The following is a 23,573-nucleotide window of genomic DNA, read 5'->3' on the forward strand; positions in this document are numbered from 1 at the left end:
GACCACGACCATGACCGCGAGGCCACTCACCGCCGACATCATCGTCGGTGCGGCGCAGCTCGAACGCACGGAGCGAGGGCTGTGCCCCCACCGACTCCCCCGACCCATCCGGGAGCGCTTCGCCGACCCCCAGCTCTCGCTCATGGAGGCCCAGCCCTCGGGGGTGCGCATCGCGGTCAGCACGACGGCACGACGCCTCGCTCTCGAGCTGCTCGCCACGCGAGTGGCCTACCAGGGCCTGCCGCGCCCGAGGGGGGCTGTCGACGTGCTGGTCGACGGTGCCGTGCACAGCTCACACGCGCTGGCCCAGGGCGACGCCATCGAGCTGGACATGCGGACAGGCGAGAGCACCCTCGCGCGCGGCGACACCGACCTCGTCATGGTCGACGACCTCGACGCCGGTGAGAAGACGATCGAGATCTGGTTGCCACACAACGAGCAGGTCGACCTGGTCGCCCTGCACACGGATGCGCCGGTGCACCCGGCACGACCCAGGGGACCCGTGTGGCTCCATCACGGCAGCTCCATCAGCCATGGCTCCAACGCCACCAGCCCGACCGCCATCTGGCCGTCCGTCGCTGCTCGCAGAGCACACGCCCAGCTGCACAACCTCGGCTTCGGCGGCAGCGCCCTCGTCGACCCGTTCATGGCCCGGCACCTGCGTGACACCCCGGCAGATCTCATCAGCGCCAAGCTCGGCATCAACGTCGTGGGCCACGACTCGATGCGGCTGCGCAGCTTCGTCCCCGCCGTCCACGGCTTCCTCGACACCGTCCGCGACGGCCACCCCGAGACCCCGCTCCTGCTCGTCTCGCCGATCTTCTGCGGGATCCACGAGAACACCCCCGGCCCGGGGGCCATGGATCCGTCCGCCCTCGGGTCCGGCGCCATGCGGTTCATCGCCACCGGCACCGAGGGTGACACCGCCGGTGGGCGCCTGACCCTGCGGGTCGTCCGCCGGGCGCTCGAGGAGATCGTCGCGGCGCGGGCAGACGACCCCAACCTGCACTACCTCGACGGCCTCGAGCTCTACGGTGAGCCAGACGCGACAGCGCTGCCACTTCCGGACGGGCTCCACCCGGACACGGCAGCGCACACGCTCATCGGGAAGCGGTTCGCCGAGATCGCTTTCGGCGTGGGTGGGCCCTTCGACACCGGGACGTCTCGCGAGCGGTGTCACCGCCGATGAGGATGATCATGAGAACCCGAACCACCTGGTCCTGATTGCCGTAACCGTTACGACTGCCTGAAACCCATCGGGGCCGCGAGCAGCGTCACTAGATTTCCTCTCGAAAGCGATGTGGCAGACACCAACACCTTGGAGGGATCGTGGTGGCGAGCGTGACCCGGACACCGACACAGACACAAGGGGGCCTGCGGGGCTTCCTCAACAAGGGAGGATTCTGGCGACTGCTGTTGGTCGTGGCCGTCTACTTCGCGATCTACCTGCCCACCGGCAAGGTGGTCGCGCGCCTGGCAGACCGCAGCTACAGCGACGACGACCTGCTCAGCAGCCTGGGCAGCGTCTTCGTCCAACTGACGGCCGCTCTCATCGTCGGATCGATCGTGCTGTTTGCCTTCACCACCTTCATGGGGTGGAACGCCGAGATCTTCGGCCGCCAGCCGATCTACCGCTCCCGCTGGATGTGGATCGCACCGGTCATCGTGCTGGTGCCGATCACCCTGCGCGTACTCGCCATCGACTGGGGCGGCCCCGCGCTCTCGGTCGTCCTGCTCGTGCTGGCCACCGGTGCGCTGATCGGGTTCTCCGAGGAACTGCTCTACCGGGGCATCGCGGTGAAGATGCTGCGCTCGAGTGGGCAGCGTGAGTGGAGCGTCGCGGCGATCTCCTCGGTGTTGTTCGGCTTGTCCCACGGCCTCAACATCTTCAGCGGCGAGCCTGCGGGGCCCGTGGCCTACACCGTCCTCTACACCGTGGCCTTCGGTGTGCTGATGTACCTCTCGATGCGCGTGATCGGTTTCATCGCGGCGGCGATGATCCTGCATGGCCTCACCGACCCCACGACGCTCCTCTCCACCGGCGGCCTGCCGGGCAAGGTGGACACCACGGGGTTCAACGGCCTGCTCGCCCTGACCTCGGGCTTCACGTTGTTCCTGCTCGTGCCTGTCGGATACATCCTCGCGTTCTTCATCCGGGGCAAGGTGGGCGAGCGCAAGGGTGCCAACGCCGAGGCGACCGTCTGATCAGCTGGGGGCTGCGGGCCGGAGGGGTTCGAGGTGACGCAGCAGTGCGCCGATCTGCTCGTCGGTCAGATTCGTGTACGTGGTGAAGGTTGCCACCGGATCATCGAGGAACGTCGGGTCGATCGCCAGCACCTCATCCATCTCGTGGCGTGCCTGTTCCGTGTGCCCGAGCCCGGCGAGCGCCATGGCACGGAACAGCGGACCCCAGGTCGCGCCTGGGGAATGGATGAGGCTGGCCTCGGCCAGCGCTGCAGCGTCGTCGTCGACCATGATCCGGTCCTGGGCCAGGAGCGTGTGCATGTACCCCGGGTGGAGGGGGTTCAGCCGCAGGGACTCCCGCAGCAGTGCCATGCCCTGCTCCCAGTCGCCGGAATTGGCGATCAGGGTGCCGGCTGTCGCCAGGAAGGTCGGGTGGAACGGGTTGGCCTGAGCCGCGTCCGCCGCGTGCTTCCTGGCAAGGTCCCACTGGTGCCGGATGAGGGCGACCGTGCCGAGCACCGTGTGCGCGTGAGCGCTGCCCGGATCCTCGGCGAGGGCCCGACGGGCCAGCTGCTCAGCCGCGGCCAGGTCGGCCTGCGGGTCCGTGGACATGCCGTAGGCGGCTTTGACGGCACGGGTGCTGCCACGCATCGCGAGGATCACTGGCGAGCGGATGCCCGCCTCCATCGCAGCCGCGAGCGCCTCGTCAGCAGCACGTAGGGTCGCCTGGTTGCCTTCCTCGATGTAGGCCTGGAAGGCCAGCCACGCCGCATACTCACCGGGCTCCACGGACGCTGAGGGCTTCTGAGCCGCACGGCGGTACACCACCCCGGCGTAGTCGCCCAGCTCGGCCGCGACTCCGGAAGCCCAACGCTCCTCCACCTCGAACCCGCGCAACGTCCCGGCGTCGACGGTCTCACTTGCGGCCCACACCACGTCACCGCCGTCGGAGTCGCTCAGGCGGGCACTGAGCCTCACCAGCCCGTCGCGCGATCCGACCGAGCCCTGCAGGACGAACCGCCCGTCGAGCTCCCGGCCGATCACGCGGGGATTCTGCGATCGGGCCGTGGCCGGCCCGACGACGCGCAGACCGGGAAACATGGCCAGGCGATGGGCGATCAGCTCGCTGATCGTCGTGGCAACGAGGTCGGCGCGGGCATCCCCGGACACCTCGAACTGCAGGACCACGACGGTCAGGTCGACGTCCTTGCCCTGCACCGGGGACGGCAGCTCCGTGGGCGCCGATCTGACGAAGCGCGGCACGTAGGCACCCGAGGGCAGCTCGATGCGGAGTCGAGCAGCACGGCCCTCGACGGCGTAGTAGTCGTCCAAGGACTTGCGAACCCGACTGGCGCGCACGCGGACGGAGGCGTCGAATCGGCCGTCGAAGGTGTCTGCCCGTCCCAGCGCCCTGCGGCCGACGGTCCGCTCGGAGAGTCGCTCAGCCCGGCCGGCCAGCGTTTCAGTGACGATGTAGGCCAGGAACTCGCGCGAGCGCGGCGACTTGCTCATCGTGGCGCTGCCCAGCACCTTGGTGAGCTCGCTGACGATCTCGGATGCGTCGTGCGGGCGCAGCGGCGAGTCCGGGTCGGCCGCGACACGTTGCTCGGGCACTCGCCGTCCTCGGGTTGGGGGCTGGTGGCGCGAACGATATCAAGACGCGATCGCACCCACGAAACGGTTACGAGCCGGGTTCCACGGGTCGAGGAAGCCGTGGCAAGGGACAATCGACCCAGTGGCTGCCGGGGCAGCCTCACCCACGGGAGATGGAGCGCATCAGATGCAGGTGGAGATCAGTTCGGGACCGGCGTTCGCATTCGGGGAGATCACGCTGCCCGCCGGTGGCGCGGTCCGGGTCGAGGCGGGCGCGATGGCGATGACTCGTGGCGACGTGCAGATAGCGACCTCGACGCGAGGGGGGTTCCTCAAGGGTCTCAAGCGCTCGTTCGGCGGAGAGAGCTTCTTCGTCAACGACTTCTCCTCTCCCACCGGCGGGGTCGTCGCCGTGGCTGCTGCCCTGCCAGGTGACATGAGCCTGGTCACCGTGGAGGGCACGGGAGCGCTGCTCGTGCAGTCCGGCTCGTGGATCGCCTCGGACACCAGCGTGGACGTCGATGCCAAGTGGGGCGGCGGCAAGACGTTCTTCAGTGGGGAAGGACTGGTGCTGCTGCGCTGCACCGGCCAGGGCGAGCTGCTGATGTCGGCCTACGGCGCGATCCGCTCCTACACACTGGCGGCAGGAGAGCAGGTGACGCTCGACACCGGCCATGTCGTCGCCTTCGACGACACGGTCCAGTACACGGTCCGCAAGGCCGGCAGCTGGAAGTCCACGATCCTCGGTGGTGAGGGTCTCGTGACCGACTTCACGGGTCCTGGCCGGGTGTGGTTGCAGACCCGCAGCAGCAGCGACCTCATCGGCTGGATCCAGAGCAAGCTCCCGCCGCCCGCCTCGCGCAGCTGACGACCGGGCGATCACACTCCGGTCATCACCCAGCAGCCCGGATCGTTCAGCGTTGACGCTGGTACGTCGGAGTGAGCTCTTCCCAGCGGTCCTTCCAGCCGGGCGCCCCGGCGTCGGAGCTCCAGCCCTCTGGGTGGACCGGGCCGTCGATCTCGAGGGACCGACCGAGGTCCTCGAGGTGCACCCGCCAACCGGAGGCGTGGAACGGCAGATGGCTCAAAGGCAGCCCGCGCTCCTCGACCACCAGGCGGGTCATTGAGCCCTCCTCGGTCAGCCACACCTCGATCTGCCCCTCGTCGTCCGTCCCGGCCTCCGTCGTCAGCAGCAGGTGATGGGGCGCATCGCACACCTCGACGCGCGCCGGACCGGTCCAGCTGCTCGTGAAGACGCACTGGACCGTGCCGCCGACCCGCAGGTCACCGTCGACCCGGGCGATCCAGCGAGCCAGCCGCTCGGGCGTCGTGCACGCCTGCCAGAGGTCGCCGATGTCCGTGTCGTAGAGGTCCTCGACCCGGACTGCTCCGCGGGTCTCGTCGAGTGTGCGCATCGTCGCGCTCGTGGTCATCGTCGTGCCTTCTTTCCTCGGGCGGTCTCGGTATGGAAGCCGTCGCGGCGGAGAGTGTGGATCAGCGCGTGCACCACAGCGTCCATGAGATCCAAGGTAACGATCTTGGTACGTACCCGTCAAGGTACATAGTGTCCTGGTGGGCCTGTCGGACGTCCGTGCTTTGATCCGCGGATGGACAAGGTCGTCGTCGGTGCGCTGGTTCGTGATGGTCGAGTCCTGCTCGTGCATCGGAGGCCGGACAAACGCGCGTACCCCGACGTGTGGGACCTCCCCGGCGGGGTCATGGAGGCTGGCGAGTCAGAGCTCGGCGCCCTCGCACGGGAGCTGCACGAGGAGCTCGACGTGCAGATCGCGACGAGCTCGGCGTCTCACCTGTGTCGGGTGACCGCGGGACCAGCCGAAGGGCCGGCGCTCCTCAGCGCCTGGCTCGTGCGCGACTGGCAGGGGACGCCGGCAAACGTCGCTCCCGAGGAGCACGACGACATCGGATGGTTCGGCCTCGAGGAGCTGCCTCCACCGGCCCACGTGCTCGTGCGCACGGCTCTGGTGGATGCGTTGCGGGGCCGCCGCGGCTGAACTCCTCAGACGAGGGCGCGGAGGGCGAGCAGGTAGGACTGCAACCCGAAGCCGGCAACCGTGCCCGTCGCGACGGGCGCCACGACGGAGGTCTGGCGGAACTCCTCGCGCGCAGCAGGGTTGGACAGGTGCACCTCGACGAGGCTGCGACCGCTCGTGGTCACGATGGCGCAGGCGTCACGGACGGCATACGAGTAGTGCGTCCACGCGCCGGGATTGATGACGACGTCAGCGCCCGCGTCGACCGCCTCGTGGAGCCAGTCGATCATCTCGCCCTCGTGGTTGGTCTGCCGGCAGTCGGCGAGCAGCCCGAGCGCCCCCGCCTCCCGCGACACCGCGGAGTGCACGTCGTCGAGCGTGTCGGAGCCGTAGACCTCCGGCTCGCGGGTGCCCAGCCGGTCGAGGTTGGGCCCGGAGAGGACGAAGACGAGGGGAGCCGTCATGCGGCGAGTCTAGTGAGCGCCGCTGGCGTCGCGACGCGACACGAGGCCGTATGCCGCCTGGAGCAGCGCGTCGTCCGGCCCGGCCAGGCGGGTGGGCCGGGCCAGTCCGTCGAGCACGACGAAGCGCAACGTCGAGCCGCGTGACTTCTTGTCGCGTCGCATCGCGGTGAGCAGCTCGTCCCAGCGTCCGGCGGCATACGTCGTCGGGAGGCCGAGCGACTCGAGCACCGACCGGTGACGGTCGACGAGTGCGTCACCCTCCGGACCGCTGAGGTGCCCGGTGAGCCGGGCGAGCTCGGCGACGTAGACCATGCCGACACCGACCGCCTCACCGTGGCGCCACGAGTAGTGCTCGACCTGCTCGATGGCGTGGCCGAAGGTGTGGCCATAGTTGAGGATCTCGCGCAGCGAGCTCTCGCGCAGGTCGGCGGCGACGACGTCGGCCTTGACCCGGACCGCGCGCTCGATGAGCTCGCGCAGGTGGGGGTTCGCGGCGCTGCGCGCCCGGCCCGCGTCGTCGGCGACAGCCGACTCGACGAGGTCGAGGATGACGGGGTCGGCGATGAAGCCGCACTTGACGACCTCGGCGAGCCCCGCGACGAGGTCGGCCTGCGGCAGCGTCGCGAGCACGTCGACGTCGCACAGCACCCCGGCCGGCGGGTGGAAGGCGCCGACGAGGTTCTTGCCCTCGGCGGTGTTGATGCCGGTCTTGCCTCCGACGGCCGCGTCGACCATGCCGAGCAGGGTCGTCGGCACCTGGACCACGGGCACGCCGCGCAGCCACGACGCCGCGACGAAGCCGGCGAGGTCGGTGACCGTGCCACCCCCGACCCCGACGACGGCGTCGGTGCGGGTGAAGCCGGCCTGCCCCAGCTGGGCCCAGAGGGCGGCGGCGACGGACGCCGTCTTGGCCGCCTCGGCGTCGGGCACCTCGGCGGGGTGGACGGCATACCCCCGATCGCGCAGCGCATCGGCGACCGCGCCGCTGAGGGCATCGAGGGTGGGCGGGTGGACGACGAGGACCCGCTCGACGTCGGCGCCGAGGAGGTCGGCGACCCGCCCCAGCACGCCGGAGCCGATGACGACGTCGTAGTCGCCTCCGACGGAGATCGTCGTCGAGCCCAGCGCAGCGCTCACGCCTGCGCCCCGGCGAGCTCGACGATGACGGCGTCGACGATCTCCTCCGGCGTGCGCCCGGCGGTGTCGACCCGCACGGTCGCGACGCGCTCGTACGTGGGCCGGCGCACCTTCATCATCGCGATCCAGGACGCCCGGGGGTTGACCGAGAGGAGCGGGCGCGAGCGGTCGAAGCCGATGCGCTTGCTCGCGTCGGCGATGGCGACGTCGAGGAAGACGACCGTGTGCCCGGCGAGCGCCGCCTCGCTGAGCGGGTCCATGACGGCTCCCCCGCCGAGCGCCACGACGCCCCGCTCGTCGGCGAGCGCACGCGCGACCTCCGCCCGCTCGAGGTCGCGGAACGCCGCCTCGCCGTCGTCGACGAAGATGTCGGAGATCGAGCGACCCTCGGCCGCCTCGACGGCCGCGTCGACGTCGTGGAAGGGAACGCCGAGACGCTCGGCGAGCAGGGCGCCGACGGTCGTCTTGCCCGCACCGGGGGGACCGACGACGACGGCGGCAGGGCGCGTTCCGGGATCGCTCACCACGTCCGCAGCCCTTCACGAATGCCGCCCAGGTATGCCGTGTGGTTGCGCGCCGTCTCGGTGACCGAGTCACCGCCGAACTTCTCGAGGCACGACTGGGCGAGCACGAGCGCGACCATCGCCTCGGCGACGACGCCCGCAGCCGGCACGGCGCACACGTCGGAGCGCTGGTGGATGGCGGTCGCGGCCTCGCCGGTCGCGACGTCGACCGTCGCGAGCGCACGCGGCACGGTGCTGATCGGCTTCATCGCGGCCCGGACCCGAAGGACCTGACCCGTCGACATGCCACCCTCGGTGCCGCCCGCGCGACCGGTGCGACGGGTGATGACGCCGTCGAGCAGCTCCATCTCGTCGTGGGCCTCGGAGCCGCGGCGCCGGGCCGTCTCGAAGCCGTCGCCGACCTCGACGCCCTTGATCGCCTGGATGCTCATCAGGGCCTGGGCGAGCTGGCCGTCGAGCTTGCGGTCCCAGTGCACGTGCGAGCCGAGCCCCGGGGGCAGCCCGTAGGCGAGGACCTCGACGACGCCACCGAGGGTGTCGCCGTCCTTCTTCGCCGCGTCGACCTCGGCCACCATGGCCGCGGAGCCCGACGGGTCGAAGGCGCGCACCGGGTCGGCGTCGAGTCGTTCGACGTCGTCGGGCGTCGGGAGGGCGGCGCTCTCGGGCACGCCCGCCGTGCCGATCGAGACGGTGTGGGAGACGAGGCGGATGCCGTAGGCCTGCTCGAGGAAGCGGGCCGCGATCTCGCCGAGCGCCACGCGGGCCGCCGTCTCACGGGCCGAGGCGCGCTCGAGGACGGGTCGCGCGTCGTCGTGGCCGTACTTCTGCATGCCGACGAGGTCGGCGTGGCCCGGACGCGGGCGGGTCAGCGGCTTGTTGCGCGCGATCTCCTTCTCCGCGTTGACGTCGTCGGAGGCGGCGTAGTCCTGCTCGCTCACGGCCTCGGGGCTCATCACCGTCGTCCACTTCGGCCACTCGCTGTTGCCGATGCGCACGGCGAGGGGCGAGCCGAGGGTCACCCCGTGCCGCAGGCCGCCGAGGAACTCGACCTCGTCCTGCTCGAACTTCATCCGGGCCCCCCGGCCGTAGCCGAGCCGACGCCGTGACAGGGCCGCCTGCAGGTCCTTCGCCCCGACCTCGACACCTGCGGGCAGGCCCTCGATCATGGCGACGAGTGCGGGCCCGTGCGACTCACCGGCCGTCAACCAACGCAACATCCCCCGATCCTCCCACGCACCCCGGGACGTGCCCCCGGCCGCCCGGCACCCGGGACACGGCACGCGGGACACGGCACTGCGACACGGCACCTGCGACACGACGAGGGACACCACCTGGCGACACGACCTGCCAGACACGACCTTCGGTTCGGCACGCGTCGGAAGGGGCTGGCACCGCCGGGGCAGCTCAGAGCAACGGCGCCAGCTCCACGACGAGCGCGATGAGGGTGCCGACGAGCATCCACGGGCCGAAGGCGATGTCGTCCTTGCGGCCGCCCCTGCGCAGGACGATGCGCCCGACCCCGTAGACGCCGGCGAGCAGGAAGGCCGCGAACGACGCGACGAGCGTCGCCGTGAGGCTGACGTAGCCGGTCGCGAGGCCGACGAGCCCGGCCAGCGTCACGTCGCCGAGCCCGAAGCCGCTGCCGAGCAGCGCGGCGACGACGGCGAGCACGAGGTAGATCACCCACAGCACGAGACCGGCGAGCGCCGCCCGCCGCAGGGCCGCCCAGTCCCCTGAGGCGAGCGAGGCGAGTGCGAGCTGCCCCGCGAGCAAGGGGTATGCCGGCCGGGTGAGTCCCCGGGGCAGCCGGTGCACGTCCGCGTCCACCCACGCGAGCGCGACCGCGACGAAGGCGAAGCCGAGGTAGGCCGGGGTGAGGGCCCACTCGGACAGGGGCCCGAAGCGCCAGGCGAGCAGTCCCCAGAGCAGCGCCATCGCGACGGGCACGACGACGATCGGGGCACGAGGTGGTGGCCCGGTCTCGTCGTCGAGCCGGTAGCCGCCCGTCACGAGCCGGCGACGCAGCACCTCACCGACAGCGGCCCCGGCGAGGGCCAGCACCACGACGAACCACCACGGTGTCGCCGGGAAGGCGGTCCACGTCATCGGCCACCGGCGGAGGTCCGCACCCCCCAGACCGGGTCGACGACGGCATACAGCGCCTCGGCCATCGCGGCGAGCGGCGCCGGCCGGCCGGTCATGAGGGTCACCTGGCGGGTCGCCTGGTGCAGGAGCATGTCGACGCCGCGAGCCAACGTCCACCCGCGGTGCTGGCCGCCGCGCTGGAGCGGGGTGGGGCCCTCGCCGTAGACGACGTCGAGCAGGACGCGGGGTCGGCCGCCGTCGGCCGTGGGGAGCGTGTCGAGCGGGACACCGGCCGACGCGGGCACGGTGCTGATGACGAGGTCGGCATCGGTCCACTCGCCCAGTGGGGCGACTGCCACCTGGAGTCCCATCGCCCTCGCCTGAGCCACGGTCTCGGCACGTGCCTCGTCGCGGACCATGAGCGTCACCCGACGCCCCGCGACACCCGTAGCGCCATCCTCACCGGCAGCACCTGCAACAGCGGCGACGGCCGACCGCGCCGTGGCGCCCGACCCGACGACGACGACCTCGGCCACCGCGTCGGAGGTGAGGTCGCAGCCCACGGCCGCCAGCGCGGCGGTGATGCCGTGCACGTCGGTGTTGTCGGCGCGCCAGCCGCCGTCGACCCGCACGAGGGTGTTGGCCGCGCCCGTCGCACGCGCCAGGTCGCTCGCCTCGACGGCGGCCTGCAGGGCCACCTCCTTGAGCGGCATCGTCAGGGACAGCCCGCGCCACGACTCGTCGAGCTCCTCGAGCGCGCCAGCGAAGGCCGTGACGTCGACCTCGCGGCGGTCGTAGGACCAGGTGGTGAGGCCGAGCGCCACGTGGGCGGCGCGGTGCAGCACGGGCGAGAGCGAGTGGGCGACCGGGGAGCCCCAGACCGCGCACCTCGTCTGCTCCGGCGAGATGGTCAGCACTTGCCCCCCGTGGACTCACGCCAGGCGTTGAAGGCCGCGACGTTCTTCGCGTGCTCGGCGGCGGTCACGGCGAACCTCGTCTCTCCCGTGCAGAGGTTGACGGTGACGAAGTAGAACCAGTCACCGGCCGGCGGGGCCGCGGCGGCCTGGATCGCGCTCTCGCCCGGGTTGGCGATCGGCCCCGGGGGCAGGCCCTTGAACCGGCGCGTGTTGTACGGGCTGTCGCTGTCGAGCATCTCCTGCGTCGGCACGCCACGCTTCTTGAAGATGTAGTTGACGGTGGAGTCGAAGCCGATGGAGGTGTTGGACGCGAGACGGTTCTCGATGACCCGGGCGACCTTTCCCCGGTCGGCCTCGGTGCTCGCCTCGCCCTCGACGAGGCTCGCGAGGATGACCACACGCTCCATCTTGTCCGGGGTGATGCCGAGCGCATCGAGCCGTTTGACCGACTCCCCCACCATCTGCTTGAGCTGGGCGGCGGCGCTCGAGTCGGGCGCGAACTCGTAGCTGGCCGGGAAGAGGTAGCCCTCGACGTTGCCCCTGGCCGACGACGGGAGCCCGAGGGCTTCCGCGTCCTTGGCCGCGGCGACGTACTGCGCCACGGGGATGCCTGAGGCCTTCGAGAGCTTGGCGTAGATCTCCGTGGCCCAGAGCCCCTCGGGGATCGTGACGCGGGTGACGATGCGGTTCTTGGGGTCGACGAGGACGGCCAGCGCGTCCGCGGCACGCATCTGCTTCTTCATCTCGTAGACGCCGGGCTGGATCCCGCTGCTCTTGGAGTCGGCGTTGGCCGCGTCGACGAAGGACTTCGTCGACTTGATGACGTCGGCGTCGACGAGCTCACGCGCGATGGCGCTGCCGCCGGCGCCCTGCTCGACGGTGACGCGCACGCTGCCCTGGCCCGGTCCCGGGTAGTCGTTGGACTCGAGGAAGCCCTCCACGACCGGGCGCAGTGCCTGGTAGGCAACCGCGGCGCCGCCGCCGATGACGGCGAGGGCGAGCACGATGACGAGCAGGCGCCGCCACCACGGGGGCTTGCCACGGCCTGCACGGGCGGCGCTCCCCCGGCCGCGGCGGCGCCGGCTGGCGCGCTGGGCGGCCAGCTCGGCCTCGCGCAGCTCGCGGCGGCTCGCAGGCGGCGCAGCCGGGTGCGCGTCGTGCTCCACGAGGTCGTGGACGTCGGCGTGGTCATCGTGGTCACCGAAGATCGATGACTCGAGATGGTCCTTCATCGGCGACGTTCCTTCTTTCGTCTTCCCCCCGTGGTGACTGGCTCCCCTGGTGGCTTGCCCGAGCGAGCCTCCGTGTCGAGTGCGGTCTGCAGGATGAGGACAGCTGCCGCTTGGTCGACGACCTTGCGCTGGCCTCGTCCCGGCACGCCGCTGTCGCGTAGTCTGCGGTGCGCGTCGACGGTGGTCAAGCGTTCATCGACCAGTCGCACCGTCACGGTACCCACTCGGGCCGCCAGAGCCACGGCGTAGTCGCGGGCGATGCGTGCCGCCTCGCCCTCCTGGCCGGAGAGCAGCAGCGGCAGCCCGACGACGACCTCGACGGCGGCGAGCTCCTCGACAAGGGTCACGAGCTCCGTGAGGTCCGTGCCGTGCTGCTCATCGCGGGCGAGGGTGCGCACCGGGTGCGCGAAGGTGGCCGTCGGGTCCGAGGCGGCCACCCCGACGCGGGCACTGCCCACGTCGACACCGACGCGCACCCCGGGGCGGACCGTCCGCACCAGGGGCTCGTCGGACATCGTCATGCGCCTCGGGCCCGCAGCTGGTCCTCGACGACCCCAAGGGCTCGCGAGACCTGCGTCGGGTCGGTGCCGCCACCCTGGGCGAGGTCGGGCTTGCCGCCACCGCCGCCGCCGAGGGCCTGCGCGGCGACCTTGACGAGAGCGCCGGCCTGCAGCCCCGTCTGGCGGGCCTGCTCGTTGGTCGCCACGATCACGACCGGCCGTCCACCGGAGACGGACGCCATCGAGACGAGGGTGGGGCGCTCGTTGCCGAGGCGGGTGCGCACGTCGAGCACGAGGGCACGCAGCTCGTCGGCCGACACCCCGTCGCCGGCGTCGTGGCTGACGAAGCGCACCCCGGCGATCTCGCGGGCGCTCGAGACGAGTCCGGCCGCCGCTCCGAGGACCTGCGCCTGCTTGACGGCGGCGATCTCCTTCTCGGCGTCGCGGAGGCGCCCGAGGATGCCGGCGATGCGATCGGGCAGCTCGTCGCGGCGGCCACCGACGACCTCGGTCAGCTGGCTGACGATGGCGGCCTCACGCGCGAGGTGCGTGTAGGCGTCGACACCGACGAGGGCCTCGACGCGGCGCACCCCGGAGCCGATCGAGCTCTCGCCGAGCAGCTTGACGACCCCGATCTGGCCGACGCGCGGCGTGTGGGTGCCGATGCACAGCTCGCGCGACCAGTCGCCGATCGACACGACGCGCACCCGCTCGCCGTACTTCTCCCCGAAGAGCGCCATCGCACCGAGCTTGCGGGCGTCGTCGATCCCCATGATGTCGGCCGTGACGGGCAGGTCGTCGAGCAGCACGCCGTTGATGCGTGACTCGATCTCGCCGAGCGCGCCCGCGGGCACCGCCTGCTGGGAGCGGAAGTCGAAACGCAGCCGTCCCGGTGAGTTCTCGGAGCCGGCCTGGGTCGCCGTGTCGCCCAGCTCGTCGCGCAGCGCCTGGTGGACCATGTGCGTCGCCGTGTGGGCGCGCGAGATGGAGCGGCGGCGCGCCACGTCGACCTCGGCCTCGGCGTCCTCGCCGACGGCGCCCTCGCCCTCGAGCACCGTCGCGCGGTGCACGACGAGACCGGCGATGGGGCGCTGGACGTCCGTCACCTCGAGCACGGCTCCACCCGACAGGCGGATGCGACCGTGGTCGGCGAGCTGACCGCCCGACTCGGCGTAGAGCGGCGTGCGGTCGAGGACGAGCTCGACCTCGTCACCGGGGCCGAAGCGCTCGACCACCTCGCCGCCGCGGATGAGGCCGCGCACGCGGCTGTCGGTGACGACCTGGTCGTAGCCGGTGAACTCGACCTCACGGCCGAGGGTGTCGGAGACGCGCCGGTAGACGCTCGTGTCGCCGTGGCCGGACTTCTTCGCGCGGGCGTCGGCCTTGGCGCGGTCGCGCTGCTCGGCCATGAGGGCACGGAAGCCGGTCTCGTCGACCTGCACCCCCTGCTCAGCCGCCATCTCGAGGGTGAGGTCGATCGGGAAGCCGTAGGTGTCGTGCAGCGCGAACGCCTCGGCGCCGCCGAGGGTCGAGCGGCCGGAGGACTTCGCGCTCGCCACCGCGGTGTCGAGGATCGTCGTGCCGGCCGCGAGGGTGCGCCGGAAGGCATCCTCCTCGCCGTAGGCGACCTGGCTGATGCGGTGGAAGTCCCGCTCGAGCTCGGGGTAGGACGCCTTCATCCGCTCCTTGCTGACGGGCAGCAGGTGCTCCAGCGTCGGGGCATCGACCCCGAGGAGGCGCATCGAGCGCACCGCACGGCGCAGGAGTCGGCGCAGGACGTAGCCACGGCCCTCGTTGCCCGGGGTCACCCCGTCGCCGATGAGCATGAGCGAGCTGCGCACGTGGTCGGCGACGACGCGGAAGCGGACGTCGTCGTCGCGATCGGCGCCGTAGCGACGTCCGGTGAGGTCCTCGGCGGCCGCGATGACCGGGAAGACCTCGTCGGTCTCGTAGATGTTGTCGACGCCTTGGAGGAGGTAGGCGACCCGCTCGAGGCCCATGCCCGTGTCGATGTTGCGCTTGGGCAGCTCGCCCGCGATGTCGAAGTCCTCCTTCGACCGGACGTTCTCGAGCTCGTACTGCATGAAGACGAGGTTCCAGAACTCGAGGTAGCGGTCGCCCGCCTCCCAGTCGCGGTCGGCGCCGAACTGCGGGCCGCGGTCGAGCAGGATCTCGGAGCACGGGCCGCCGGGGCCGGCGACACCCATGTTCCAGTAGTTGTCCTTGCGACCGAGACGGACGATGCGGTCGTCGGAGAGGCCGGCGACCTTCTTCCACAACGAGATCGCCTCGTCGTCCTCGTGGTAGACGGAGGCGTAGAGGTCCTTCTCGTCGAAGCCGAGGCCGCCGTCGCGCTGGCTGCGCGTGATGAGCTCCCACGCGAGCTCGATGGCGCCCTCCTTGAAGTAATCGCCGAAGCTGAAGTTGCCGTTCATCTGGAAGAACGTGCCGTGGCGCGTCGTCTTGCCGACCTCTTCGATGTCGAGCGTGCGCACGCACTTCTGCACGCTCGTGGCGCGGCTGAAGGGCGGCGTCTCCTGCCCGAGGAAGTAGGGCTTGAACGGCACCATGCCGGCGTTGACGAAGAGGAGGTTGGGGTCCTCGTGCACGAGCGGCGCGCTCGGCACGACGGTGTGGCCGCGCTCCCCGAAGAAGGAGAGCCAGCGACGCCTGATCTCAGCGGTTTCCATGTGTTGTCCTCGTGCTCGGTGCTGCGGGGGTGGGAGTCGGGGCGGGGTCAGCCGAGGCGCCTCAGCAGGGCGCGGCTGACCCCCGGCCGGCTCGCGACCGCACCTGCGGTCTCGCCGTCATCCGCTGCTCCGTGCCCACCACGCAGTCCACCACGCATCGTCCTTCGCTCGTCGGCGCGCACGTCGCGCCGCCGTCAACCCTAACCGACCCCCGAGCAGGCGCGCTCCCGCGCAGCAGGACGCGGCCCAGCCGCCGGCCCCGGGCCAGCCGGGCGACACGCAGGGGTATGCCGTGGGGCCGGCTCCCGGACGGGAAGCCGGCCCCACGGCATACGGGCTGGGTCTGATCGACCCGTGCCGGACGTGCGCCGGTGCCTCAGGCGACCGGCTCGGCCGGCACCTCGGCGACGAGCGTCGTCTTGACCTCCGGGAAGTGGCACGCCTGCAGGTGCAGGCCCCGGTCACGCCGCGCTCGGACCGACGTCGTGTCCTCGACCGAGGTCGCGAGCGGCGGCTCCTGCTGGGCGCAGATGTCCTGCGCCTTCCAGCACCGGGTGCGGAAGCGGCACCCGCTCGGCGGGTCGATCGGGCTCGGCACGTCACCGATGAGGCGGATGCGCTCCTTGGGAGCGATGCCCCGGGCGACGTTGATGTCGGGCGCCGCAGAGAGCAGGGCCTGGGTGTAGGGGTGCTCGGGAGCCTCGTAGATCTTCTTCTTGTCGCCGTACTCGACGATCTTGCCGAGGTACATCACCGCGACCTGGTCGCAGAAGTGGCGCACGACGCCGAGGTCGTGGGCGACGAAGATGAAGGCGAGGTCGAGGTCGTCGCGCAGCTTGGCGAGGAGGTTCATCACCTGCGCCTGGATCGAGACGTCGAGGGCCGAGACCGGCTCGTCGGCGATGATGAGCTTGGGCTCGACCGCGAGGGCCCGGGCGATGCCGATGCGCTGGCGCTGGCCGCCCGAGAACTCCGACGGGTAGCGGTTGATGTGCTCCGGGTTGAGGCCGACGAGCTCGAGCAGCTCCTGGACCCGGGCCTTCTCCTTGCCCTTGTGCAGCCCGTGCACCTTGAGCGGCGTCGAGAGGATCGAGCCGATCGTGTGGCGCGGGTTGAGCGAGCTGTAGGGGTCCTGGAAGATCATCTGCACATCGCGCCGGATCGAGCGCAGCTGGTGCTCCTTGAGGTGCGTGATGTCGCGCCCCTCGAAGACCACCGATCCGCCCGTGGGCTCGTCGAGCCGCGTCACGAGGCGCGAGGTCGTGGACTTGCCGCAGCCCGACTCCCCGACGAGGCCGAGGGTCTGCCCCTGACGGAGGGTGAAGCTGATGCCGTCGACGGCCTTGACCGTCGCCTTGACCATGCGCAGCCCCTGCACCTCACGGAAGGGGAAGTAGCGCTGCAGGTCGGTGACCTCGAGCAGCGGCTTCTCGGCGCTGTCGGCCGCAGCTCGGGTCTGCGTGCTCGGCTGGGCGGTCATCGGACTCCCTCGTCTTCCTGGAGCGTCCCCACCGGATCGGTCAGGTGGCACCGGATCTGGCGGTTGGCGAGCCCGGGTGTCGGGCGCCACTCGGGCAGCTCGGTCCAGCAGGCGTCGCCGGGGACCTGGCTCTTGAAGTCGCAGCGCGGGTGGAACGAGCAGCCCGGCGGCAGGTTGAGCAGGCTGGGCGGGGTGCCCTGGATGGCCTTGAGCTCGGTGAGGTCCTCGGAGTGCGAGGGCAGCGACTGGAGCAGGCCGTACGTGTAGGGGTGCGAGGGCTGAGCCAGCACCTCCTTGGCGTCACCCTTCTCGACGCCGCGGCCGGCATACATGACGACGATGTCGTCGGCCGTCTCGGCGACGACCGCGAGGTCGTGCGTGATGAGGATGACCGCGGAGCCGAACTCCTTCTGCAGGTCGTTGACGAGGTCGAGGATCTGCGCCTGGACGGTGACGTCGAGGGCGGTCGTCGGCTCGTCGGCGATGAGCAGCTTCGGGTTGTTGACCAGGCCCAGGGCGATCATCGCGCGCTGGCGCATACCGCCCGAGAACTCGTGCGGGAACTGCAGCGCCCGCCGCTGCGGGTTGGGGATGCCGACAAGGTCGAGCATCTCGATGGCCCGCTTCTGGGCCACGGCCTTGCTCACCTTGTTGTGCGCGAGGTAGGCCTCGGCGATCTGCTTGCCGATCTTGTGGAACGGATGCAGGGCGCTCTGGGGGTCCTGGAAGACCATGGCGGCCTTGGTGCTGCGGACCTTCTGGAAGGTCGACTGCGGCGCACCGACGAGCTCGATGCCGTCGAGCTTGATGCTGCCCGTGATCTGCGTGCGCTTCGGGTTGTGCAGGCCCAGCACGGCCATGCTCGAGACCGACTTGCCCGAGCCGGACTCGCCGACGATGGCGAGCGTGCGGCCGAGACGGGCCTGGTAGGTCAGGTTGGAGACGGCCTTGACGAGGCCCTCTTCGGTCGGGAAGACGACCGAGAGGTCCTGGACGTCGAGCACGACGTCGCCGACGGACGTGGCCTCCGCGGACTGCGTGGGGATGGCGTTCGCCGTGGCGGTCACTGGAGCCTCACTCGGGGGTCGATGAAGGAGTAGGCGATGTCGACGACGAGGTTCATGATGACGACGACCGCCGCTCCGATGAGCACGCTGCCCATGATGACGGGCAGGTCCTGGGCGCGGAAGGCGGCGAGGGTGCGCCGCCCGATCCCGTCGACGCCGAAGATCTGCTCGGTGATGAGGGTGCCGGTCAGCAGGGCCGCGATGTCGAGGCCGAGGATCGTGACGATGGGGCTCATCGCGGCACGGAAGCCGTGCTTGACGAGCACGGTGCGCTCGGGGATGCCCTTGCTGCGGGCCGTGCGGATGTAGTCCATCGACAGGGTCTCGAGCATCGAGTTTCGCGTGTAGCGCGTGTACGACGTCGAGGTGTAGAGGCCGAGGATCAGCGCTGGGGCGAGCATGCCCAACAGATAGGGTCCGACGCCCGCTGATATCGGTACGTACTGCGGGAGGATGTTCCAGAGCACGACGGGGTAGAGCGCGACGAGCAGCGCGAGCACGTAGTACGGGATCGCGCCGAAGGTCTGCGAGCTGCCGATGATGCCCCGGTCGGCGGGCGTGCCGCGGCGGATCGCGGCGATGATCCCGAGGGTCACCCCGACCGTGACGAACACGACGGCGGCCATGAGGGCCAGCACGACGGTGTTCGGGAAGCGGCTGAAGAGCTCGGTGTTGACCGACTGGCGGGTCGAGAAGGAGTACCCGAGACACGGGGCCCCGCAATGCACCGTGTCGCCCGCGTAGGTGAAGTCACGGCCGACGAACAGGCCCTTGAAGTACTCGAGGAACTGCTGCGACAGCGGCTTGTCGAGGCCGAGGCTCTTCGTGATCTGCTCGAGGCGCTGCGGGTTGCACCGCGTCTCCGGGCACATGGCCTGGGCGGGGTCGGACGGCCCGGCGAAGAAGAGCAGGAACGCCGACACGAGCGTCGCCAGGATGACGCTCAACGCGAGAGCCACGCGCCTGAGGATGTACGTGAGCAAGGGAAACCTTCCAAGGAGTGGGCATCCGTGGTGGGGACCCGAAGGTCTCCGAGCCCCCACCACGGGTTGTGGTCAGTCACCGCCCTCTGGTGGGAGGGCGGTCCCGGCCGGTCTTACTGGTCGAGCCAGACGTCCGTCAGGTTGGGCATGCCCTTGTTGGGGTTGTTGTGGACGTTCTTCACCTTGGTGCCGAACACCGAGTTGCCCTTGTCGTTGTAGTCCGGGATGGCCAGGAGGTAGTTCTCCGTCAGCCACTTGTCCATCTTGCCCCACTCCGGACCCTGCTCCGTGATCGAGAGCTGCTGGATGCGCTTGATCTCGGAGTCGATCTTGGCGTCGGAGAAGTTGCCGAAGGTCGTGCCGCCCTGCGAGAGGGCGATCGTGCCGATGGTGGGCGGGATGATCGAGTCGGCGGACGGCCAGTCGAAGCACCAGCCGCGCGGCGACTGGAGCATGTTCATCTTGCCCTTGGGGTCACCCACGAGCTTGCGACGCTCGGCGCTCGGCGCACCGATGTCGGTCACCTTGAAGCCGGCCTTCTCGTAGGCCTGCTTGCGCACCTGGTTGACCTTCTGGGCGATGTCGTCGTCGTTCGTGTAGTAGTAGATGAGCTCGAAGGGCTTGTCCGGGCCGTAGCCGGCGTCGGCCAGCATCTGCTTGGCCTTGGCCGGGTCGCCGTCGCCCTTGCCGTTCATCTTGAAGCCGGGAGCGGCCTCGGCCTCGTAGTCGAGGTGGCCCGGGATCTGCGGCGGGATGATGGTCGAGGCGGGGCTGAACGAGTGCGAGGTCTCGCCGCCGGCCTTGTGGATCGAGTCGAACGGGTTGGCCACCGCGATCGCCTTGCGCACCGGCAGCGGGATCTTCCGCGCGTCCATGTTGACCATGATCACGCACGAGGAGGGCCCCTCCTCGAACTGGGCCTTCTTCTCGCCCTCGATCTGCGAGATGAGCGAGGAGTCGATCGCGTCCCAGTTGAGGGTGGTGGCGTCCTCACCGTTGGAGGCGAGGATGGCCGTCTGCGTCTTGACCGTGTCCTGGCCCCACTTGAAGTGGAAGCCGTCCGGGTAGTTGTGACGCGCCGGGTCGGTGTTGGGGTCCCAGTTGGGGTTGCGCTTGAGCGTCAGCTCGGTGCCCGGGGTGTACTTGTCGAACATGTAGGGACCGGTGGCCAGCGGGTGGAGCTGGTAGTCGGCCTTCGTGTCCTTCGCCTCGGGGATCGGCGTGAACTGGTTGAACGAGACGAAGTACGGCAGCGTCTCGAAGCGCTTCTCGAGGTGGAAGACGATGGTCTTGTCGTCCTTGGCCTCGACACCGTTCCAGTTCTTGTCGCCCTTGAACGGGCCCTGGTAGTCGGCGCCACCCTTGAAGAACTCGCGCTGGTAGGTCGGGCCGTTGGCAGCCAGGTCGGGGTCGAACGAGCGCTTGGCGGCGTAGACGATGTCCTGCGCCTTGACCGGCGTGCCGTCCTCGTACTTGATGCCGTCCTTGAGCGTGAACGTCCACGTGAGGCCGTCCTCGGACGCCTTGCCGAGGTCGGTCGCGAGGTCGGGCACGAGCACCTGCTGGTCGCCGCGGCTGACGAAGGTCGTCAGGGCGCGGTGGCTCAGCGAGAAGATGACCGCGGTGTCCTGGTAGAACTGGTCGCTCGGGTCCATGTTGGCGGGCGTCGTCGCGTAGGAGACCGTGAGGATGCCCCCCTTCTTCGCACCGGGGACCGCGGGGGCGGGGCCCTTGGCGGTCGGGTCGAGGGTCGCCGCGGCGCCCTCCACCTTGCCGGTGTCACCGCTCGCGTTGCCCGTGCCGGTGCCGTTCGTCGACGGTGCACCACAGGCCGCGACAAGACCGAGGGAGGCCACGGCCCCGACGGTCAGGACTTTGGTCCAGCGCATTGTTGTTTGCTCCCTTTGTTGTGCTTGTCCCAGCGCTTTGCCGGGAACATCTGTACGGCCGAGACCCGGTTGGGGTCAGCGGCGACTGCTGGGGTCGAAGGCGTCGCGGATCGAGTCGCCCAGCAGACTGAGGGCGAGCACGAGGAGCGACAGACCGATGACCGATGGCCACAACCACAGGGGGTAGGTGGCGAACAGGTTCTGGGCGTCCGCGATGGTGCGGCCCCAGGACGCGGTGGGCTCGACGAGGCCGACGCCGAGGTAGCTGAGCGTCGCCTCGTAGGTGATGTAGGCGGGCACGGCGATCGACGCGGACACGATGATCGGGCCGACGAGGTTGGGCAGGACCTCCTTGAAGAGGATCTGCCGGGTGGGCACACCGATGGCGCGGGCAGCCTGGACGAACTCCCGTTCCCGAAGGCTCTTGACCTCACCTCGGACGAGTCGGGCCAGCCCCATCCACCCGAAGACGAAGAGGATGACGATGAGGACCCAGAAGCGGATCGCCGAGGTCTGCTCAGCCGTGAGGTCAGCGCCCCCGGCGATGCTCTTCTGGGCGATCGGCACGATGGCGATGACGAGCAGCAGGATCGGCAGGCTGAGGAAGAAGTCGGTGATCCACGTGATGACGCGGTCGGGCCAGCCGCCGGCGTAGCCGGCGATGAGGCCGAGCGTCACACCGAGGACCGTGGAGACGCCGGCGGCGATGAAGCCGATGACGAGCGAGGGCCGCGCGCCGACCGCCCAGCGGGCGAAGAGGTCGCGGCCGAGACGTGGCTCGACCCCTAGCCAGTGGGCAGAGCTGGCGCCGACAGTCGGGATTCCGTTGAAGTCGACGAGCTCCGTGTGCACGGTGTACGGGTCAGCCTTGGCCCCGGTGATGGGGTCCACGGCCTGCAGCGAGTAGAGCAGCGGCGCGAAGATCGCGACGAGGATGAAGAAGATGATGATGACCGAGCAGAAGATCGCGACCTTGTCCTTCTTCAGTCGGTCCCAGGCAACCCGGCCCGGCGAGCGGCCGGTGCGCACGTCACGGTGTGCCGGCGCCCCCAGGTCCTCGTTGCGCTCGGTCTGCTCGACCATCTGCTCGTCCGTGTGCTCGATGACCGCTTCGGCACCGGGCTCCGGTAGGGCGTTCAACGCGTCGTCTCCATCCTGATGGGGATCACATCCGGACCGCGGGGCGGTCCACAGGTCCCGGGAAGGTGCGCACGGCAAGACCGTTGACCACCCCTTGGGACGACGTCACCTTGCCACAGGGAAAGGCCCGGTCCAAGCCTCGAGACGCGCTGGATGACAAATCGTTACCGACCACCACGGCTCGCCCAACATCGTCCGGGCAAAACGTCACCCGCCCGAAACAATCCATGTGACGGGGCAATTCGCGCCGGCGTGTCGCCACACCTTCCACACGGGTGGACGCCCTTCACTGAGGGCGTCTGCGCCCCAGCCGCCCCGTGAGCCACTCGAGACGCGACCGCAGCCGCTCCTCGAACCCCCGGTCCGTCGGCCGGTAGTAGGCGACCTTCCCCTCGAGGTCGTCCGGGAGGTACTGCTGCTTCGCGACGCCGTCCGGCTCGTCGTGGGCGTACACGTAGCCCGCGCCGTGTCCGAGACGCTCCGCGCCGGCATACCCGCTGCCCCGCAGGTGCGCCGGCACCGCGCCGCCTCGCCCGGCGCGCACGTCGGCGATCGCCTCGTTGACCCCGAGGTATGCCGCGTTCGACTTGGGTGCCATGGCGTTGTGCACGACGGCCTGCGCGAGGATGATGCGCGCCTCGGGCATGCCGATCTGGGCGACCGCATGCATCGCAGCCACCGCTGTCTGCAGGGCCGTGGGGTCGGCCATCCCGACGTCCTCGCTGGCGGAGATGACGATGCGCCGCGCGATGAAGCGGGGGTCCTCGCCCGCCTCGAGCATCCGGGCCAGGTAGTGCAGCGACGCGTCGACGTCGCTGCCGCGCATCGACTTGATGAGGGCGCTCGCGACGTCGTAGTGCTGGTCGCCCGCGCGGTCGTAGCGCACGGCCGCCTGGGCGACGGCCTGCTCGACGTGGGCGAGGGTGATCTCGACCGGTTCGGCGTCGTCGCGGCCGGGAGGCACCGCGTCGAGCGCCACGCCCGCGGCCGCCTCGAGCGAGGTCAGCGCCCGGCGCGCGTCGCCGCCGGCGATCCGCACGAGGTGGTCGAGCGCGTCGTCCGTCAGCGTGTGCGCGCCGTCCAGCCCTCGCTCGTCGGCGAGCGCCGACCGCAGCAGGTCGGCGACGTCCTCGTCGGAGAGCGACTCGAGGGTCACGAGCACCGAGCGAGAGAGCAGCGGCGCGATGATGCTGAACGACGGGTTCTCCGTCGTGGCCGCCACGAGGATCACCGTGCGGTTCTCGACCCCCGGGAGCAGGGCGTCCTGCTGGGCCTTGGTGAAGCGGTGGATCTCGTCGAGGAAGAGCACCGTCTGGCGACCGTAGAGGTCGCGCTCACGGCTCGCCTGCTCCATGACCGAGCGCACGTCCTTGACGCCGGCCGTGACCGCCGACAGCTCGACGAAGCGCCGGTCGGCGGCCGTGGCGACGAGGTGGGCGAGCGTCGTCTTGCCCGTGCCCGGTGGCCCCCAGATGATGGCCGAGAGGGGTCCGGCTGCTCCCCCGGACCCCTCGATGAGCCGTCGCAGCGGGCTCCCGGGGCGCAGCACCTTGCCTTGGCCGCGCACCTCGTCGAGCGTGCGCGGACGCATCCGCACGGCGAGCGGAGCGTGTCCGGCCGAGGCCGGCTGCTCCGCGCGGTCGGCGGCGGAGGCGGCACCGAAGAGGTCGTCTGAGGTCACTGTGGAAGGCTATCCA

General features: G+C 70.4%; 21 protein-coding genes. 4 read left to right on the forward strand and 17 right to left on the reverse strand.

Going from position 1 to position 23,573, the window contains the following annotated elements; genetic code table 11:
• Window positions 1-10: 10 nt before the first annotated feature.
• Together FBY41_RS18320 and FBY41_RS18325 are read left to right on the forward strand one after the other, a co-directional pair.
• A complete protein-coding gene (locus FBY41_RS18320) occupies window positions 11-1,189 on the forward strand; it encodes a GDSL-type esterase/lipase family protein (protein WP_141845715.1) in 1,179 nt (392 codons plus the stop codon).
• 152 nt (window positions 1,190-1,341) lie between these two features.
• Window positions 1,342-2,205 carry a CPBP family intramembrane glutamic endopeptidase gene (locus FBY41_RS18325; protein ID WP_141845717.1) on the forward strand — a complete coding sequence of 288 codons (864 nt, stop codon included), beginning with the start codon at window positions 1,342-1,344 and terminating at the stop codon, window positions 2,203-2,205.
• Here FBY41_RS18325 and FBY41_RS18330 read toward each other — a convergent pair whose 3' ends face one another.
• Entirely contained in the window at window positions 2,206-3,714 is a 1,509-nt protein-coding gene (locus FBY41_RS18330; protein WP_141845720.1) for a hypothetical protein, read from the reverse strand.
• Between the two features lie 256 nt (window positions 3,715-3,970).
• Here FBY41_RS18330 and FBY41_RS18335 point away from each other — a divergent pair, with 256 nt between their 5' ends.
• Entirely contained in the window at window positions 3,971-4,645 is a 675-nt protein-coding gene (locus tag FBY41_RS18335) for a TIGR00266 family protein (RefSeq protein WP_221629340.1), read from the forward strand.
• 46 nt (window positions 4,646-4,691) lie between these two features.
• On the opposite strand, the gene FBY41_RS18340 is transcribed toward FBY41_RS18335, so the two are convergent.
• Entirely contained in the window at window positions 4,692-5,210 is a 519-nt protein-coding gene (locus FBY41_RS18340; protein WP_141845723.1) for an SRPBCC domain-containing protein, read from the reverse strand.
• A gap of 174 nt (window positions 5,211-5,384) precedes the next feature.
• Between FBY41_RS18340 and FBY41_RS18345 the strand changes: the two genes are divergently transcribed.
• Window positions 5,385-5,789, forward strand: coding sequence for an NUDIX domain-containing protein (locus FBY41_RS18345; protein ID WP_141845725.1), 405 nt, complete (start codon window positions 5,385-5,387; stop codon window positions 5,787-5,789).
• Between the two features lie 5 nt (window positions 5,790-5,794).
• Here FBY41_RS18345 and FBY41_RS18350 read toward each other — a convergent pair whose 3' ends face one another.
• The 15 genes from FBY41_RS18350 to FBY41_RS18420 form a co-directional block, all read right to left on the reverse strand.
• On the reverse strand, window positions 5,795-6,232 hold the full coding sequence (locus FBY41_RS18350) for a type II 3-dehydroquinate dehydratase (RefSeq protein ID WP_141845727.1): 438 nt from the start codon (window positions 6,230-6,232) through the stop codon (window positions 5,795-5,797).
• Window positions 6,233-6,241: 9 nt separating this feature from the next.
• The gene (gene aroB / locus FBY41_RS18355) at window positions 6,242-7,369 is read right to left on the reverse strand and encodes a 3-dehydroquinate synthase (RefSeq protein ID WP_141845729.1); all 1,128 of its coding nucleotides are present in this window, start codon (window positions 7,367-7,369) and stop codon (window positions 6,242-6,244) included.
• The gene (locus FBY41_RS18360; protein WP_141845731.1) at window positions 7,366-7,896 is read right to left on the reverse strand and encodes a shikimate kinase; all 531 of its coding nucleotides are present in this window, start codon (window positions 7,894-7,896) and stop codon (window positions 7,366-7,368) included. The genes aroB and FBY41_RS18360 overlap by 4 nt, the downstream gene beginning before the upstream one ends.
• Complete coding sequence (gene aroC / locus FBY41_RS18365; protein WP_141845733.1) at window positions 7,890-9,110, reverse strand: chorismate synthase; 1,221 nt, start codon at window positions 9,108-9,110, stop codon at window positions 7,890-7,892. The genes FBY41_RS18360 and aroC overlap by 7 nt, the downstream gene beginning before the upstream one ends.
• A 187-nt stretch (window positions 9,111-9,297) precedes the next feature.
• Window positions 9,298-9,999, reverse strand: coding sequence for a prepilin peptidase (locus FBY41_RS18370; protein ID WP_141845734.1), 702 nt, complete (start codon window positions 9,997-9,999; stop codon window positions 9,298-9,300).
• Window positions 9,996-10,895, reverse strand: a complete 900-nt coding sequence (locus tag FBY41_RS18375; protein ID WP_260439885.1) for a shikimate dehydrogenase — start codon at window positions 10,893-10,895, stop codon at window positions 9,996-9,998. Before FBY41_RS18375 ends, FBY41_RS18370 begins: the two co-directional genes overlap by 4 nt.
• A complete protein-coding gene (gene mltG, locus FBY41_RS18380; RefSeq protein WP_141845736.1) occupies window positions 10,889-12,127 on the reverse strand; it encodes an endolytic transglycosylase MltG in 1,239 nt (412 codons plus the stop codon). The genes FBY41_RS18375 and mltG overlap by 7 nt, the downstream gene beginning before the upstream one ends.
• Window positions 12,124-12,642, reverse strand: a complete 519-nt coding sequence (gene ruvX, locus FBY41_RS18385; RefSeq protein WP_141845739.1) for a Holliday junction resolvase RuvX — start codon at window positions 12,640-12,642, stop codon at window positions 12,124-12,126. The genes mltG and ruvX overlap by 4 nt, the downstream gene beginning before the upstream one ends.
• Before the next feature lie 2 nt (window positions 12,643-12,644).
• A complete protein-coding gene (gene alaS, locus FBY41_RS18390; RefSeq protein ID WP_141845741.1) occupies window positions 12,645-15,317 on the reverse strand; it encodes an alanine--tRNA ligase in 2,673 nt (890 codons plus the stop codon).
• 376 nt (window positions 15,318-15,693) lie between these two features.
• Window positions 15,694-16,797: an ABC transporter ATP-binding protein gene (locus FBY41_RS18395; protein WP_141845743.1), complete on the reverse strand. Its 1,104-nt coding sequence runs from the start codon at window positions 16,795-16,797 to the stop codon at window positions 15,694-15,696.
• Window positions 16,794-17,864 (reverse strand): ABC transporter ATP-binding protein, encoded by a 1,071-nt coding sequence (locus FBY41_RS18400; RefSeq protein ID WP_141845745.1) that lies wholly within the window; start codon window positions 17,862-17,864, stop codon window positions 16,794-16,796. The genes FBY41_RS18395 and FBY41_RS18400 overlap by 4 nt, the downstream gene beginning before the upstream one ends.
• Window positions 17,861-18,907, reverse strand: a complete 1,047-nt coding sequence (locus tag FBY41_RS18405; protein WP_260439886.1) for an ABC transporter permease — start codon at window positions 18,905-18,907, stop codon at window positions 17,861-17,863. The genes FBY41_RS18400 and FBY41_RS18405 overlap by 4 nt, the downstream gene beginning before the upstream one ends.
• A 53-nt stretch (window positions 18,908-18,960) precedes the next feature.
• Window positions 18,961-20,736: an ABC transporter substrate-binding protein gene (locus FBY41_RS18410; protein WP_141845749.1), complete on the reverse strand. Its 1,776-nt coding sequence runs from the start codon at window positions 20,734-20,736 to the stop codon at window positions 18,961-18,963.
• Between the two features lie 75 nt (window positions 20,737-20,811).
• Window positions 20,812-21,876: an ABC transporter permease gene (locus FBY41_RS18415; RefSeq protein WP_260439887.1), complete on the reverse strand. Its 1,065-nt coding sequence runs from the start codon at window positions 21,874-21,876 to the stop codon at window positions 20,812-20,814.
• 286 nt (window positions 21,877-22,162) lie between these two features.
• Window positions 22,163-23,557 (reverse strand): replication-associated recombination protein A, encoded by a 1,395-nt coding sequence (locus FBY41_RS18420; RefSeq protein ID WP_141845751.1) that lies wholly within the window; start codon window positions 23,555-23,557, stop codon window positions 22,163-22,165.
• Between the last annotated feature and the right edge of the window lie 16 nt (window positions 23,558-23,573).

It is taken from the genome of Humibacillus xanthopallidus, assembly GCF_006716675.1.
GTDB classification, from domain to species: Bacteria; Actinomycetota; Actinomycetes; order Actinomycetales; family Dermatophilaceae; genus Humibacillus; species Humibacillus xanthopallidus_B.